This is a genomic window from Nitrosovibrio sp. Nv4 (assembly GCF_900215485.1).
Classification (GTDB): domain Bacteria; phylum Pseudomonadota; class Gammaproteobacteria; order Burkholderiales; family Nitrosomonadaceae; genus Nitrosospira.
In genome coordinates this window covers 1,228,201-1,242,493 of the sequence record NZ_OCMZ01000001.1, presented here as the reverse complement: position 1 = coordinate 1,242,493, position 14,293 = coordinate 1,228,201, and the positions used below count along the sequence as shown (strand labels likewise).

17 protein-coding genes are annotated in these 14,293 nt (G+C 52.2%); 5 read left to right on the top strand and 12 right to left on the bottom strand.

Translation table 11 applies throughout. The features are described 5' to 3' along the window. Window positions 1-2: 2 nt before the first annotated feature. The 8 genes from rseP to rpsB form a co-directional block, all read right to left on the bottom strand. Window positions 3-1,370 carry an RIP metalloprotease RseP gene (gene rseP / locus CRO05_RS05565; RefSeq protein WP_097066159.1) on the bottom strand — a complete coding sequence of 456 codons (1,368 nt, stop codon included), beginning with the start codon at window positions 1,368-1,370 and terminating at the stop codon, window positions 3-5. A gap of 491 nt (window positions 1,371-1,861) precedes the next feature. Then, window positions 1,862-3,049: a 1-deoxy-D-xylulose-5-phosphate reductoisomerase gene (ispC, locus tag CRO05_RS05560; protein WP_097066158.1), complete on the bottom strand. Its 1,188-nt coding sequence runs from the start codon at window positions 3,047-3,049 to the stop codon at window positions 1,862-1,864. Beyond that, complete coding sequence (locus CRO05_RS05555) at window positions 3,046-3,867, bottom strand: phosphatidate cytidylyltransferase (RefSeq protein WP_097066157.1); 822 nt, start codon at window positions 3,865-3,867, stop codon at window positions 3,046-3,048. Before CRO05_RS05555 ends, ispC begins: the two co-directional genes overlap by 4 nt. Window positions 3,868-3,915: 48 nt before the next feature. Beyond that, window positions 3,916-4,713 (bottom strand): polyprenyl diphosphate synthase, encoded by a 798-nt coding sequence (uppS, locus tag CRO05_RS05550; RefSeq protein WP_097066156.1) that lies wholly within the window; start codon window positions 4,711-4,713, stop codon window positions 3,916-3,918. A gap of 120 nt (window positions 4,714-4,833) precedes the next feature. Beyond that, window positions 4,834-5,391: a ribosome recycling factor gene (frr, locus tag CRO05_RS05545; protein ID WP_097066155.1), complete on the bottom strand. Its 558-nt coding sequence runs from the start codon at window positions 5,389-5,391 to the stop codon at window positions 4,834-4,836. A gap of 167 nt (window positions 5,392-5,558) precedes the next feature. Then, window positions 5,559-6,275, bottom strand: a complete 717-nt coding sequence (pyrH, locus tag CRO05_RS05540) for a UMP kinase (protein ID WP_097066154.1) — start codon at window positions 6,273-6,275, stop codon at window positions 5,559-5,561. A gap of 9 nt (window positions 6,276-6,284) precedes the next feature. After that, window positions 6,285-7,193 carry a translation elongation factor Ts gene (tsf, locus tag CRO05_RS05535; RefSeq protein WP_097066153.1) on the bottom strand — a complete coding sequence of 303 codons (909 nt, stop codon included), beginning with the start codon at window positions 7,191-7,193 and terminating at the stop codon, window positions 6,285-6,287. A gap of 95 nt (window positions 7,194-7,288) precedes the next feature. After that, complete coding sequence (rpsB, locus tag CRO05_RS05530; RefSeq protein ID WP_097066152.1) at window positions 7,289-8,029, bottom strand: 30S ribosomal protein S2; 741 nt, start codon at window positions 8,027-8,029, stop codon at window positions 7,289-7,291. A gap of 446 nt (window positions 8,030-8,475) precedes the next feature. On the opposite strand from rpsB, the gene CRO05_RS05520 reads away from it, so the two are divergent. The 5 genes from CRO05_RS05520 to CRO05_RS05500 all read left to right on the top strand — a co-directional run bounded on the left by CRO05_RS05520 (window position 8,476) and on the right by CRO05_RS05500 (window position 11,046). Then, entirely contained in the window at window positions 8,476-8,889 is a 414-nt protein-coding gene (locus CRO05_RS05520) for a YqjD family protein (protein WP_097066150.1), read from the top strand. 37 nt (window positions 8,890-8,926) lie between these two features. Beyond that, window positions 8,927-9,295, top strand: a complete 369-nt coding sequence (locus CRO05_RS05515; protein ID WP_097066149.1) for a phage holin family protein — start codon at window positions 8,927-8,929, stop codon at window positions 9,293-9,295. Beyond that, window positions 9,292-9,642, top strand: coding sequence for a hypothetical protein (locus CRO05_RS05510; protein WP_097066148.1), 351 nt, complete (start codon window positions 9,292-9,294; stop codon window positions 9,640-9,642). Before CRO05_RS05515 ends, CRO05_RS05510 begins: the two co-directional genes overlap by 4 nt. A gap of 203 nt (window positions 9,643-9,845) precedes the next feature. Further along, window positions 9,846-10,217 (top strand): hypothetical protein, encoded by a 372-nt coding sequence (locus tag CRO05_RS05505; protein WP_097066147.1) that lies wholly within the window; start codon window positions 9,846-9,848, stop codon window positions 10,215-10,217. Window positions 10,218-10,539: 322 nt separating this feature from the next. Beyond that, window positions 10,540-11,046 carry a shikimate kinase gene (locus tag CRO05_RS05500; protein WP_235001344.1) on the top strand — a complete coding sequence of 169 codons (507 nt, stop codon included), beginning with the start codon at window positions 10,540-10,542 and terminating at the stop codon, window positions 11,044-11,046. Window positions 11,047-11,380: 334 nt separating this feature from the next. Here the strand turns inward: CRO05_RS05500 and def are convergent, their stop codons facing one another. From def to galU, 4 genes are all read right to left on the bottom strand, one after another. Continuing rightward, entirely contained in the window at window positions 11,381-11,914 is a 534-nt protein-coding gene (def, locus tag CRO05_RS05495) for a peptide deformylase (protein ID WP_097066146.1), read from the bottom strand. Beyond that, on the bottom strand, window positions 11,904-12,650 hold the full coding sequence (locus CRO05_RS05490) for an S-methyl-5'-thioinosine phosphorylase (RefSeq protein WP_097066145.1): 747 nt from the start codon (window positions 12,648-12,650) through the stop codon (window positions 11,904-11,906). The genes def and CRO05_RS05490 overlap by 11 nt, the downstream gene beginning before the upstream one ends. A 159-nt stretch (window positions 12,651-12,809) precedes the next feature. Further along, on the bottom strand, window positions 12,810-13,355 hold the full coding sequence (locus CRO05_RS05485; RefSeq protein WP_097066144.1) for a hypoxanthine-guanine phosphoribosyltransferase: 546 nt from the start codon (window positions 13,353-13,355) through the stop codon (window positions 12,810-12,812). 42 nt (window positions 13,356-13,397) lie between these two features. Then, the gene (gene galU / locus CRO05_RS05480) at window positions 13,398-14,282 is read right to left on the bottom strand and encodes a UTP--glucose-1-phosphate uridylyltransferase GalU (protein ID WP_097066143.1); all 885 of its coding nucleotides are present in this window, start codon (window positions 14,280-14,282) and stop codon (window positions 13,398-13,400) included. Window positions 14,283-14,293: the final 11 nt, after the last annotated feature.

Genomic DNA, 14,293 nt, shown 5'->3' with positions numbered 1-14,293 from the left:
CTTTAACTGGGGATGAGCCGGCTGATATCGTTGTATATGGCAAAGGCCATCAGGGCAAATAACAGCATCATACCGATCTGCTGGCCAATTTCGATTGCTTTGGCTGAAAGTGGACGGCCCTTGACGATTTCGATCACATAATACATTAAATGCCCCCCATCCAGTACAGGGATAGGTAACAGGTTCAGCACGCCCAGACTAATACTGATGAGCGCAAGAAAGGCAAGGTAAGCTGAAAGGCCCATTTGGGCCGACTTACCTGCGTAGTCGGCAATTGTAATAGGTCCGCTTACATTCTTCCACGACACTTCTCCCACCACCATTTTCCATAGCATTTTTAATGTAAATACCGATGTTTCCCAGGTTTTGTTTATTGCCCTGACCACGGCTGTGCCGGGAGGATAGCTGACTTCAATCAGAAGTTTTTCCAGTTCATCATGATCGATTTGGGGCGCAATTCCGATTTTGCCGACTTTTTTTCCGCTCTCGGTGACAGTATCGGGAATAATTTCTATTTCGATAGTCTTTTCATAACGGCGGATTTCCAGTATTAGTGGCATTCCCGGACTGTTCCGTATCTTTTCGACCAAGTCTTCCCAAAGTGCAATTTCGCTCCCGTTGACTGCCAGAATCTCGTCACCCGGCAGCAAACCCGCGCGCCTCCCCGAGCTGTCGGGCGTTACGTGCGAAATGATGGGTTTCACGGCTGGCTGGTAAGTGCTCAGGCCGATCTTCTTCAGGAACTCCGCATCCAGGTCATCCGCCTGAATACCGCTTAAATCCAATTTCCGCAATGCCAGCCGCCCGTGTGCGTCAGCAGTTTCTACCGCTACGGAGGATGATCTTTCCATTGCCTGCGACAACAGCAACCATCGGGCATCCTGCCAGGTAGCGACTGTCTCGGTGCCAATTTTTGTAATGGTATCGCCCGGCTTGAATCCCGCGAATGCCGCTGGCGTTGCAGAAGTCACCGGACCCAGAATCGGCTTCATTGCGCTGACGCCCAGCATGAACAGCAACCAGTAAAGCACTATTGCCAGCAAAAAATTAGCAATCGGTCCTGCCGCGACAATGGCGAACCGGCGTCCAACAGGCTTGCGGTTGAATGATTGCGTCAACTCCTCGGGCGCAACGCTACCCTCACGTTCATCGAGCATCTTGACATAGCCGCCGAGGGGAAAAGCAGCAATGACCCATTCGGTCTGGTCTTTTCCCCAGCGCTTCCGCAGCAAAGGTTGGCCGAAGCCGATAGAAAAGCGCAGCACTTTAACCCCACACCAGCGAGCCACCAGGAAATGGCCGAATTCATGAAATACGATCAGCAACCCCAGGGCGACGACGAAAGCAAGGATGGTGGAAAAAAATGTCATGCCAATACGGGTCCACGGCAAGCGGCATACAAGAGGGGTACGTAAAGCGAAAGAGTGTCAAATGGAGGGGATTCGAACATCTGAAAGAGGTGATTTGCTATCTTCCGCGAAACGGAATGGAAGCCGGAAGATCCGGAAAAAATGATCAGATAAGCGGCGGAAATGGTTATAAAAAACCTACGCCTACGCGTATGTGATGAAGCGGCTTCCCATCTGCGAGAAATGCCGCACAGGCGTTGCTGCCTCACCTTTCGCACCTGTTGCCATTATCGATGTTGTGTCGGAAGGGAAACATGGCGCAGTTGCGTGCTGTCCCGGCGCCGGAGTGACACATCGGGATAGAAACTCCAGTTATGAGTTTTTTAACTCTGCGTTCGGCCCGATGTTCTGCTCGCCGAGCGCAGCGGAAACGATTCGCCTGAACCAACGGGCAATCCGCGCTTGTCTCGCCGCTTCCCGAGGCCAATAATTGCAACCCCTTACGCTAGACACTACGCCAGGCACGTCAGCCACTCATGGGCAGCTTCACGCGCCAGACTGTCTGCCGCCAGCACATCATTAAGTGTGGCGATATCCTTGCGACCTACTGCCTGCATGACTTCTTCGATCATGGCCGGGATCGCGGTAAATGGCATTTGGCACTTGAGAAAAGAATCTACCGCTACCTCGTTCGCCGCATTGAGTATCGCCGGTGCGCTGCCGCCGGTGGCCAATGCTTGATATGCAAGCCTCAAACAAGGAAAACGTTTAAAATCGGGCGCCTCGAAATCCAGCCGTGCTACTTTGAACATGTCCAGAGGCGTTACACCGGTTTCGATCCGCTCAGGAAAACCCAGGGCATGGGCGATCGGCGTACGCATGTCGGGATTACCCAGTTGTGCCAATACGGAGCCATCCACATATTCGACCATCGAATGAATTATACTTTGCGGATGAATCACCACCTGTATCTGTTCGGGTGCAGCTTCAAACAGCCAGTGTGCTTCAATCACTTCCAGGCCCTTGTTCATCATGGTAGCGGAGTCGACTGAAATCTTCTGTCCCATTACCCAGTTGGGATGAGCGCAAGCCTGCCCCGGCGTTACGTGCTCCAGGGAGCTCAACGGTAATTGGCGGAATGGTCCGCCTGATGCGGTCAGCAAAATCCGGCGTACCCCTACCGCGCCCAGATCACCCTTGAAATGCTGCGGTAGTGACTGGAAGATAGCATTATGTTCGCTGTCGATCGGTAGCAGAGTAGCGCCGTTTTCCTTGACCACATCCATGAAGATACGGCCAGCCATGACCATAGTCTCCTTGTTTGCCAGCAGCACCTGCTTGCCTGCGCGGGCAGCGGCAAACGTGGGACGTATACCTGCAGCGCCCACAATCGCCGCCATTACCGTATCAACGTCTGCAAGCGATGCGACTTTCTCCAGAGATTCGACGCCTGACAGCACCTCGGTGGCGAGTCCCGCCGAACGGACTTCTGCCTCCAGCCATTCAGCACTGGCTTCGTCCAGTAATACTGCATAACGCGGCTGGAAACGGCGGCATTGTTCCAAAATTTTCTTGGCGCTCTTGTCCGCCGTAAGTGCAACGACACGAAACCGGTCAGGATGACGTGCAACCACATCCAGCGTGTTTACGCCGATACTCCCGGTAGAGCCAAGAATGGTAAGATGACGAACAGCTATCATAATTCGGTCTGTAACAGTAGAAGTGATAAGACGGCGATGGGCAGGGCGGAAGTCAGCGCATCAATTCTGTCAAGTATACCACCGTGGCCGGGCAAAATATTTCCACTATCCTTGACTCCGGCATGCCTTTTCATCAGAGACTCAAACAAATCCCCGGCAATTCCCATGATGGCAAGCAGAAGTAGCAGCGGTATCAGTAACCTGATGCGTGCTTCGTCTCCAGCGCCATAATTCCATATCAACGCGTAAATAAAAACTGCCGCCAGTGCTCCAGCCACGCCTTCCCAGGTTTTTCCCGGGCTGATACCCGGCGCGAGCTTGTGTTTTCCCCATTTACGGCCTGTGAAGTACGCCGCGGTATCGGATATCCAGATTGTGGACATGAACCCCAGCAGGATGAACGGATCGATGGCTCGCAATTGGTACAGGGCAAAACATGTTGGCAATAGCAGCACCCATCCCGTCAACGCCAGTGCGACCGGATTTCTGATAGGCGTTTTTGACTTCAGGAAAAATGGAACACCCAGCGTCCAGAATGCGAACGATGCAGCGTAAAACCCGAGAAATGCGGTAGTATGGGGATTGGCGAGGACTACGTCGCTTAACAAGAACAGCAGTTCTCCAACCAGTATTATCGTGAATAAAAGATAGGTTATGGAACTGGTCAGAGAAAACTTCGCCAGCCTGCTCCATTCCCATGTGCCTGTCGCTGTCAAGGCAAGCAGTAACACCATCCAGAAAATGGCTGACAGGTAAAACAATGCCGCCAAAAACACGCATAGCATGATGACGGCTGTGAAAATCCGGGCCCTGAGCATGACTGGTAAGGTAAGAAAGAAACGGCGCAGATTGGAAAGGTGTAGAGATTACGCCGTTTTTTTGACGGCAACCTCTCTCCCTCCATGAGCGGATGACCTTGTTTGAAGCTGCTCGCTGGTGCGTCCAAACCGGCGCTCGCGTTGCTGATAGGACAGAATGGCAAGATCCAGCGCACGAGCATCAAAATCCGGCCACAGCGTATCGGTAAAATACAGTTCAGTGTAAGCCAATTGCCATAACAGAAAATTGCTGATGCGTTTTTCGCCGCCGGTACGGATAAACAGATCCGGTTCCGGAGCGTAATTCAAGGCGAAATGCTGCACCAGGTCCTTTTCGTCAAAACGGGCTGCCAGTTGTGGCTGTTGCTCCAGCATTTTGTGCACAGCCTGCATGATATCCCAGCGCCCCCCATAATTAGCTGCGATGGTAAGCGTGAAACGCGTATTCGCCGCTGTAAGCGCCTCGCCATTACGAACAAACTCGACTATTTTTGGATCGAACTTCGACAGGTCCCCAATTACTTTGAAGCAAATACCGTTCTCATGAAGTTTGGTAACCTCCTGCTCCAGCACATTTATGAAAAGCTGCATCAGGAACGCGACCTCGTCCGTGGGGCGGCGCCAATTCTCGCTGCTGAAGGCGAATAAGGTGAGGTATTCGACACCGCGCTCAATGCAGGCCTTGATCGCGGTGCGTACCGTTTCCACTCCGCGTTTATGCCCAGCCATCCGCGGCATGAAGCGGTTCTTTGCCCATCGGCCATTGCCATCCATGATGATGGCGATATGTCGCGGAATCATGCCGGTTTCAGGTATTTCCCGGGTTGAACTGGGGGTAACGAGCATGGAAACGATTGGGTTAAGGAGCTTTCAAACAAAAAAATCGGTTATTCGTGAGATACGCTAGCGGTTCGCGGACCCTACCTGCTGCAGCATGCCATTACTATTCGCCGTGCGTTCACCCCCTCAGATTGCCATCAACTCGGCTTCTTTAATCTGCAGGAGTTTATCTATTTCTGCGATGTAGCGATCAGTAAGCTTCTGGATCTCATCCTGTCCGCGGCGTTCCTCATCCTCGGCGATCTTTTTTTCCTTGAGTAAATCCTTCAGATGGGTATTTGCATCACGGCGAATATTTCGCATCGCGACCCGCGCGTTTTCGCCCTCGTGCTTCACAACCTTGGTAAGATCACGACGGCGTTCCTCGGTGAGCGGCGGCATGGGTACTCGAATCAACTCGCCTACCGTGACGGGATTCAATCCCAGATCGGAGTTGCGGATGGCTTTTTCGACCGCACTCAGCATCTTCTTTTCCCACGGCGCCACGGTAATAGTACGCGCATCCGCCAGGTTGACGTTGGCAACCTGATTAATGAGCGTGGGTGCGCCATAATAGTCGACGGTAATGTGATCCAGCAAACCGGTGTGAGCCCGGCCGGTCCGTATTTTGCCCAGGTCCAGTTTCAGTGCTTCAAGGCTTTTCTGCATTTTTTCTTCAGCGGATTTTTTTATGTCGGCGATCATGATGTTGTCAATTTACAGAGAACGAAACAAACGCACTGCCCCATTAAGACCTGAAACGTCGGATACCGGCGGTTCAATTATAGTGATTCAATAATTTCAAATTTCCATAGTTACAAACTTACAAACTTACAAACTTACAAACTTACAAACTTACAAACACGGACGATTCAAATTTGCACCAGTGTACCTTCGTCCTCACCCATCACCACCCGTTTCAACGCGCCAGCCTTGAAGATACTGAACACATTGAGCACCAGTTTCTGGTCGCGGCATAGCGTCAGGGCGGTAGCGTCCATCACCTTGAGGTTCTGGGCAATGGCCGCGTCAAAAGACAACTCATGGTAGCGTATGGCGTCCGGATTTGTCTTGGGGTCGGCGTTATATACTCCATCCACCTTGGTGGCCTTCAGCACAATGTCTACGTTCATTTCTCTGCCACGTAATGCCGCAGCTGTATCGGTCGTAAAAAAAGGATTACCGGTGCCAGCGGCAAAAATTACCACCTTGCCTTCTTCCAGGTAGCGTATCGCTTTTCCACGAATATAGGGTTCCACAACTTGATCAATACGCAGCGCCGATTGGACGCGGCTTATCAACCCGTCACGGCGCATGGCGTCCTGCAGCGCCAGGGCATTCATGACAGTAGCGAGCATGCCCATATAATCCCCGGTAGCACGATCCATCCCGTCTTCAGCGGATGTCATGCCGCGGAAAATGTTGCCGCCGCCAATTACCACTGCTACCTGAACCCCTAACCGGTGCACGTCGGCGATCTCGGCGACAATACGCTCAATCACGACACGATTGATGCCATAGCTGTCATCACCCATGAGGGCCTCGCCGGAGAGCTTCAGCAGAATACGCTTATAGGCAGCGATAGTCATGAGATAATTCTAATTTGGCTGTGACGTTTTTTCTTCTTTCGCCTGGTTCACTTGAGCCATCACTTCGGCAGCAAAATCCCCGGTTTTCTTTTCGATGCCCTCTCCAACAACGAACAAGGTAAAGCCGTTAACTTTTGCTGACTTTGCCGCAAGTAGTTTTTCCACAGTCAGATCCGGATTCTTGACGAATGGTTGACCAAGAAGCGTCACTTCGGCGAGGTATTTGGCGACACGCCCATCGACCATTCTTGCAACGATATCGGCAGGTTTGCCGCTTTCCGCTGCCTGGGCCGTATATATCTGCCGTTCGCGCGCCAGCAGCTCGGGCGATACCTGTTCGCTTGAAACGCAAATCGGTTTGCTGGCCGCAATATGCATGGCCAGATCCTTGCCAAGCACCTCGTCGCCACCCGTGTAGTCGATCATTACACCAATTTTTGCACCGTGCAGGTACGAAACAAGACGACCCTGCGTCATGTGACGCGCAAAACGGCGCACACTGATATTTTCACCCAGTCTCATTACCAGCGCTTTTCGGCACTCATCTACGCTTTCACCGCCCGGCAACGGGACGCTCGACAACGCTTCGATATCCGCCACATTTTGTGTCGCCAATAGTTGTGCGAGATCACGGCTGAATTTGATAAAATCTTCGTTCCTGGCAACGAAATCGGTTTCGCAGTTGATTTCCACCAGCGCGCCACTCTTTGCGTCGGGCGCAATGTACGCTGCAACCATCCCTTCCGATGCTACACGCCCTGCGGCCTTGCTTGCCTTGGCGCCACTCTTGATACGCAGCAGATCCTCCGCTGCTTTGATGTCCCCGCTGGTTTCGGTCAACGCTTTCTTGCATTCCATCATGCCCAGACCGGTCATGTCACGCAATTCCTTCACCATTTGCGCGGTGATATCCGCCATATTCACTCCAGAAATATTTTGTTAAAAAAGCCGCGCACTCATCTCACATACCCGATGCAGTCGGCATCGGGTATGGTTCTCGCAATCTTGCTGACCTACTCCGCGGCTACTGTCTCGTCCATCTCCGCAAATTCGTTTTTGACGATTTCCTGAACGGCCTGATTACGCCCTTCCAGTATCGCATCGGCTACACCGCGGGCGTATAGACGTATCGCCTGACTGGAATCGTCATTTCCGGGAATGACGTAGTCCAGCCCTTCAGGGCTGTGATTGGTATCCACCACACCGACTATGGAAATACCGAGTTTCCTGGCTTCGGTGATTGCACCCTTCTGATAACCCACATCAATCACGAACATGGCATCGGGAAGGCCCTTCATATCCTTGATGCCACCCAGGCTTCGATTAAGTTTTTCCAGTTCCCGCTGGATGTCCAGCGCTTCTTTCTTGGAAAGCTTGTCGAGCGTTCCGTCCTCCACCATCGCTTCCATATCATGGAGGCGTTTGACGGACAGCTTAATCGTCTTGAAGTTGGTAAGCATTCCACCAAGCCAGCGCTGGTCGACGAAGGGAGCCCCGCAGCGGAGCGCCTCCTCGCGCACGATATCACGCGCCTGGCGCTTGGTTCCAACGAATAAAATATTACCTTTGTTGGCAGACAACTGGCGCACATATTTCATCGCCTCCTGGTACATTGCCAACGTTTTTTCGAGATTGATGATGTGTATCTTATTGCGATGGCCAAAAATATACGGCGCCATCTTGGGATTCCAGAAACGGGTCTGATGCCCGAAATGGACACCCGCCTCAAGCATTTGCCGCATGGTTACTGACATGAATTTCTCCTTTAAGGGTTGAGCCTCTACCCGCCATAGTCGCTCTTATAAAGATAAAATTGCAGAGCACCCTTTTGAAACAGGCGGATGTGCGAATTTAAGCCCGCTGATGCGACTAACCAAAATCTATGTAAATGAGGTTAGTCGAAAAAACCGGCTTAGCGCTGGATTATATCATTTTTGCCGCGCCTCGCTCAATTGAAGCTGCGGAATACCGGACCCGCCTCCCGCGCATCAGCTGGGCGGGGGGCACAAACAGTACAAGTCCAGCAATCAATATTAATGCCGCGCGATGGGGATAGGTATGATAAAGACTGTCAATAATGATGAATGGATTATGTGTGTCAACGTACATACCGGGACCAATCATTATAAGATAATACTTATAAAGGGGCTCGAATACCGAGTACAACGTATTTTTCCAACGAATAAATAAAGGAGCCAATATGGAACAGGATACTTCCACCAATAAAATCGACGACACGAAGGCTGCGGCAGAAAACATGGTCAATCGGACGGGTGAGGCAGCTCAGCGGGTTGGGAATGAGGCAAAATCGGCAGGGGAACGAGTGGGCGCCGTTGCGAGCGAAGAACTTTCCAATCTGAGAGCAGATCTGGACGAATTGATTTCACGCATCCCCAGTTTATCGGATATCGACCTGGAGGAGGCCAAGGAAAAATTGATGACCAAGATCGCCTCCACCAGGGAAGCCGCCCAAGGCCTGGCCCATGATGCGCGTGAGCAGTTCGACTATGGTGTTGAGTGTTCCAAGGAATGCATAAAAGAACATCCACTTCAATCGGTCGGTTACGCGGCCGCAGTTGGATTTATAGTCGGCTTGTTGCTGACCCGCCGTTAATCCGTTTGGGCCGCAGTACAAGTCGAGATAAATCGCCATGTTTGAAACCATCAGAAAAGCCAGACAACTCGGAGCAATTGCTTTGGAACGTGTCGGCGAATACCTGGAGCTGTTGAAAATATCAGTAGAGATTCAGGGGCGAAATCTGAAAAGACAGATAGTCAGCTATATCGTGATCACGCTCTTTGCGGCGTTGGGCCTGATCTTCCTGGGACTGGCTATCATCATTACCTGCTGGGATACTCCTTATCGCGTGATTTCCGCGTGGGGTGTGGCTGGCTTTTATGCCCTGGCAACCTTTTGGGCATATCTGGCAGCGCCAAGCCGAGCAGACTCCGCTTCAGCTTTCGATACCGTGCGTGAGGAATTGCAGCAGGATATAAAGCTAATGAAGGACGTAGTATGAGCATTCCTCTGGAAGATGAAAGAAAAGCGCTATTGGAGCGGATGAGGGAAAGCCGCAGGCACTATCGATCCATGTTCATCCCTGCGGATGAACATGATGAGCCCGCGGATATTCATGCATTCCCACGCAGCCGTACCTTCAAATTTATAACACGCCATCCTTACTACACATCGCTGGGCTTGCTGGCCGCGTTGTCAATGGCGCCGCGTGGCCCACTGAACAAAGCGGTGAAAGGGGGCATAGCTCTCACGGCGGGAGTACTGGCAAGCAGCGCGAGAACATTAATGATGCATCAGGTTCTGCCCTCGATGGTGCGTTCGTTGCGGTCGCGTAACCGTCGTCCGTAATGCCGGTAGTCGGTAATACTAGCAATGGCGACAATGTTCAACTGAATGAATATGACCAGATAGCGTCGAAGTATCTCGCACTGCATTTTTTCAAGGAGGGGCTATCATGGGTAAATATTTTATTGCCTGGCTTCTGGGTGTGCCCGCATTTGTTTTAATAATTATTTATTTCCTGATGAATTGATTGACCGGGATCTGCGTTCTTGCGCAAGCAACGCCTGTTTGCGCGTAAAGCAGCGGTATATCGCAAAGGAGGTACTGTGAGGTATTTCTCGACGTTGCGACGCGTGAAGATACAATGGCTGATAATCTCGATTCTGGGCATCTCAGGGCTGGCTCATGGGGAAACGGCTCATGGGGAAACAGCAGCCGAGCAAAAAAACGATGCGGGGGTGCCTGAACGAGTAGCGCCTCCCTGGGAATTGTATGACGCCGACGAAGACGGTTATATCTCGCCGGAAGAAGCTGCGGCCCAGGGAATGCCTGCGCAGACTTATAAAGGCCTGGACATTGATCGGGATGGCAGGCTAAACCAGGACGAGTTTTCAAAAGCGCCTCCCATCAGGGTGGATTAAATTACTGCCGGCTACAGCTTGCTTGAGTGTATACGGTGGGTTTATTCACATCCTCGACCTTGACGTGCATGCCCCGCAATTGGTTACATGAAGTCGATTTCATACTTCACGATCAACCAAGCGCCATTATAAAAACGGCGTTGGAATCCGGGCTGAGAAAACCTGAACATTTTTGTATTTACGCCGGTTGTGGCATTTCAGCTACAATTCGCGGATGAATGCAACAAATGCAATAGTGCTGGTGGATAACGTCGCAAACGAAACCGAAGTAGATGAGGTCGTCCCCGAAGGCGAGACGCCGGGGAACATTTTCCTGGTTGGAATGATGGGCGCGGGAAAAACGACCATCGGCAGACTTCTGGCCAGTTTCCTGAAAAAGACATTTTATGATTCGGATCGCGAAATTCAAAAGCGAACCGGAGTCAGCATACCTGTTATTTTTGAAATTGAAGGGGAAGCTGGTTTTCGCAAGCGCGAGGCGGAAATGTTATCGGAACTTGTGAAAATGGGGAACATCGTTCTTGCCACCGGAGGCGGAGCAGTGCTGCGAGCAGAGAACCGTGAGACGCTGCGACGCAGGGGCACTGTGATTTATTTGAGAGCGACGATTGATGATTTGTGGCGTCGGACGCGGCAGGACAAGAATCGTCCGCTGCTCCAGACTTCCGATCCCCGTGCGCGACTGGCCGAACTTTATGCGCAACGCGACCCGCTTTATCGTGAGACAGCGCATATCGTCGTTGAGAGCGGAAAACGAAGTGCACGCCACCTCGCACAATTGCTGGCACAACAACTGGCCTGCTCCGGATTGAGAATGGATGAGGTGTGACCCAAAGCGTTCGCACGAGGGGCCCCGCGGAGCGGGGATCGGGCAGCGACGGGTCACGGCGACCGCAGGGCGCCTAAGCTACGAGGTCGCACCTTCCTTCGGAGCGCACTGCTCAGCCCATCGCAGCTAACCCAAAGCGTTCGCACGAGGGGCCCCGCGAAGCAGGGATCGGGCAGCGACGGGTCACGGCGCCCACGGGGCGCCTAAGCTATGGGATGACACCTTCCTTCGGAGGGCAGGCGCCCTGCATCTCGCTACAGGATTGCACCTTCTGGAAGAGTTCCCACTTGCCAATTTGCCGCCTTCAAAGTTGAAACAATAATGCAGTCCCAACTTACTCTGCCATAGGTGCATGATCCGGAAACAACACGTCGGTAAAGCCAAATGTACGAAAATCGGTGATACGCATGGGATAGAGAATGCCTTGTAAATGATCGCATTCGTGCTGCACAACGCGTGCGTGGAATCCGTCGACACTTCTATCTATGGATCTGCCATACTGATCCAAACCCTGGTAGCGCACCTTCGCAAAACGTGGAACCACCCCGCGCATGCCCGGAACACTCAGGCAGCCTTCCCAGTCCTGTTCCATATTTTTTGTGAGAGGTGTCAATACCGGATTCACCAGAACCGTGTAAGGCACATCTTCCGCATCGGGATAGCGCGGATTGCGCTTCACCCCAAAAATTACGACCTGGAGGCCCACCCCAATCTGGGGCGCGGCCAGACCCGCGCCATCCAGAGCCTCCATGGTTTCATGCATATCGCAGATCAGAGTCTCAAGCTCGGGGGTGCCGAATTTCTCCACCTTCCGCGCTACTTCGAGCAATCGCGGATCACCCATCTTTAAAACAGATTTAATCGACATCGAATTCCACCACGCGTTCGAGAATGTTTCTAACGCCGACCATTGCTTTTTCCAGGACGGCATGAGCATCTTCCAGACTGATGGCATGCGCGCTCGTTTCACGGCCTGCGGCATAATTTGCCACTACGGCAACGGTCGCATAACAGAGGCCCAGCTCTTTAGCCAGTGCCGCTTCCGGCATACCGGTCATGCCCACCAGATCGACCCCGTCCCGCTCCATTCGGGTAACTTCAGCGGCAGTTTCCAGACGCGGCCCCTGCGTCGCACCATAGACACCACCATCGATTACCCGTTCATTCGCACGCTCCGCCGCCTCCAGCAGACGTGTACGCGTCAACTGGCAATAGGGTTCGGTAAAATCAATATGAGTAACCGGTCTGTCTATGACATCATAATACGTGCTCTTGCGGCCATGGGTATAGTCGATAATCTGGTCAGGAATTGCAACCGTGCCAGGCGTCAAGTCTGCGCGAATTCCGCCTACCGAAGTAACTGATATCACCCGGGACAACTTTAATGAGTGCAATGCCCACAAATTGGCGCGGTAATTTACTTCATGCGGCGGAATGGTATGACCATAGCCATGGCGGGCCAGGAACACAACCTTGTTGTCATTGATTTCGCCGAAAGTCAGCGGACCCGACGGCTCGCCATAGGGAGTTGTCATGATCTTGCGGTGCGATATTTCAAGACAGGCAAGTTGGGTCATACCGGTGCCGCCAATGATTGCAAGCATGTCTTTCAGAAATCGAACAAGAAATTAAAAAATACCGGGGCCGGGCCGCTTCTGGAAAATCGAAAGTTTCGCGGGTACCCGGTCACATGCTCTGCGCTTTCCGCATCCCTGCAACAGCTTTACCCCGATGCTTATTGGACTTTATTTTGGTGTTTCCGTTTACTCTTTCAAGGCATAAATGGCCGGCAAATTTCGCCATACGCCGTGTATATCCATGCCGAAGCCAAACACATAGCGATTCGGCAACACGATACCCACAAAGTCGGCGCTGATCGGCTTGGATCTTGCGATATCCTTGTCGGCAAAAACGGCACTATAGAACGCTGTTGCGCCCTGGTCCATGACCCGTTCGCGGATCGCCGCAAGCGTGATTCCTTCGTCAAGGATATCGTCCAGCACCAGCACCACCCTGTTCTGCACGTTTTCACGAGGCGACACTTTCCAATTGATCTTACCACCGCTGGTCTTATTATCGTAGCGGCTGACGTGGAGATAATCAAAATTGAGCGGAAATTCCAGCAGCGGGAGCAGTTGGCCGGTAAATACCACCGCACCGCCCATTATGCTGAGCACCAACGGGTATCGATGTGATAGCGCCTTTGTAATATCGGCGGCCATGCGTTTGACAGTCCGGGATACCTCGTCAGCAGAAAATATCTGCTCTGCCGTATCGAAAATTTTCTTCGCTTCTTCGGAAGAATGCATCAGTATCGGGATTGGTATCGACTAAGCGTTCAATAAAACAGGTCAAGCGGAAGGAGTACGATAGCCTTTAGCGTTCAGATAGTTGGCAAACTCCTCGCCAACCTCCGGGTGTTCAAGCGCCAGCGCGATAGTAGCCTTGAGGTAACCTATCTTGCTTCCACAATCGTAACGGGTACCGGAAAACTCATACGCCAAGGCCCGCTCTTCCAGCAACAGTGAAGCTATGCCGTCAGTAAGCTGGATTTCTCCCCCCGCGCCTGCCTTGACCTTTTCCAGATGTTCAAAAATTTTGGGAGTCAGGATATAGCGACCAACCACGCCTAACGTAGAGGGCGCATTCTCCGGTTCAGGTTTTTCTACAATACCGGTAATGGGATGCAGGCCGCTCATTCCCGGTCCGCATTTTACGATTCCATAATTTACCGTATCTCTCGGCTCGACATTTTGTACGGCTAAAATCGAACAGCCGTTTTGTTCATATACCCGGCACAACTGTCCCATAATCGGCTCGTCCCCAGCCAGCAAGTCGTCTGCCAGCAGCACCGCAAACGGCTCATTGCCAACGGCGGGACGCGCACACAATATTGCATGACCCAAGCCCAGCGCTTCTGACTGGCGGATATAGATGCAAGAGATGTTTTTCGGCAGAATGCTTCGCAGCATTTCCAGCGTCTCGCTTTTGCCGCGGGCTTCCAGCTCTGCTTCAATTTCATAGGCTTTATCGAAATGGTCTTCAATGGCGCGCTTGTGACGGCCGGTTATGAAAATCATCTCCGTTATACCCGCCGCAATGGCCTCTTCGACGGCATACTGGATCAATGGCTTGTCTACAACAGGCATCATTTCCTTGGGACTCGCCTTGGTAGCAGGCAGAAAACGGGTGCCCATACCCGCCACGGGAAAAACTGCTTTGGTTATTTTTGGCATAAAATGAACTT

Bases quoted from the DNA above. Each gene is read 5' to 3' on its own strand.
- rseP (WP_097066159.1), bottom strand. From the start codon at position 1,370: ATGACATTTTTTTCCACCATCCTTGCTTTCGTCGTCGCCCTGGGGTTG.
- ispC (WP_097066158.1), bottom strand. From the start codon at position 3,049: ATGATAGCTGTTCGTCATCTTACCATTCTTGGCTCTACCGGGAGTATC.
- CRO05_RS05555 (WP_097066157.1), bottom strand. From the start codon at position 3,867: ATGCTCAGGGCCCGGATTTTCACAGCCGTCATCATGCTATGCGTGTTT.
- uppS (WP_097066156.1), bottom strand. From the start codon at position 4,713: ATGCTCGTTACCCCCAGTTCAACCCGGGAAATACCTGAAACCGGCATG.
- frr (WP_097066155.1), bottom strand. From the start codon at position 5,391: ATGATCGCCGACATAAAAAAATCCGCTGAAGAAAAAATGCAGAAAAGC.
- pyrH (WP_097066154.1), bottom strand. From the start codon at position 6,275: ATGACTATCGCTGCCTATAAGCGTATTCTGCTGAAGCTCTCCGGCGAG.
- tsf (WP_097066153.1), bottom strand. From the start codon at position 7,193: ATGGCGGATATCACCGCGCAAATGGTGAAGGAATTGCGTGACATGACC.
- rpsB (WP_097066152.1), bottom strand. From the start codon at position 8,029: ATGTCAGTAACCATGCGGCAAATGCTTGAGGCGGGTGTCCATTTCGGG.
- CRO05_RS05520 (WP_097066150.1), top strand. From the start codon at position 8,476: ATGGAACAGGATACTTCCACCAATAAAATCGACGACACGAAGGCTGCG.
- CRO05_RS05515 (WP_097066149.1), top strand. From the start codon at position 8,927: ATGTTTGAAACCATCAGAAAAGCCAGACAACTCGGAGCAATTGCTTTG.
- CRO05_RS05510 (WP_097066148.1), top strand. From the start codon at position 9,292: ATGAGCATTCCTCTGGAAGATGAAAGAAAAGCGCTATTGGAGCGGATG.
- CRO05_RS05500 (WP_235001344.1), top strand. From the start codon at position 10,540: ATGATGGGCGCGGGAAAAACGACCATCGGCAGACTTCTGGCCAGTTTC.
- def (WP_097066146.1), bottom strand. From the start codon at position 11,914: ATGTCGATTAAATCTGTTTTAAAGATGGGTGATCCGCGATTGCTCGAA.
- CRO05_RS05490 (WP_097066145.1), bottom strand. From the start codon at position 12,650: ATGCTTGCAATCATTGGCGGCACCGGTATGACCCAACTTGCCTGTCTT.
- CRO05_RS05485 (WP_097066144.1), bottom strand. From the start codon at position 13,355: ATGCATTCTTCCGAAGAAGCGAAGAAAATTTTCGATACGGCAGAGCAG.
- galU (WP_097066143.1), bottom strand. From the start codon at position 14,282: ATGCCAAAAATAACCAAAGCAGTTTTTCCCGTGGCGGGTATGGGCACC.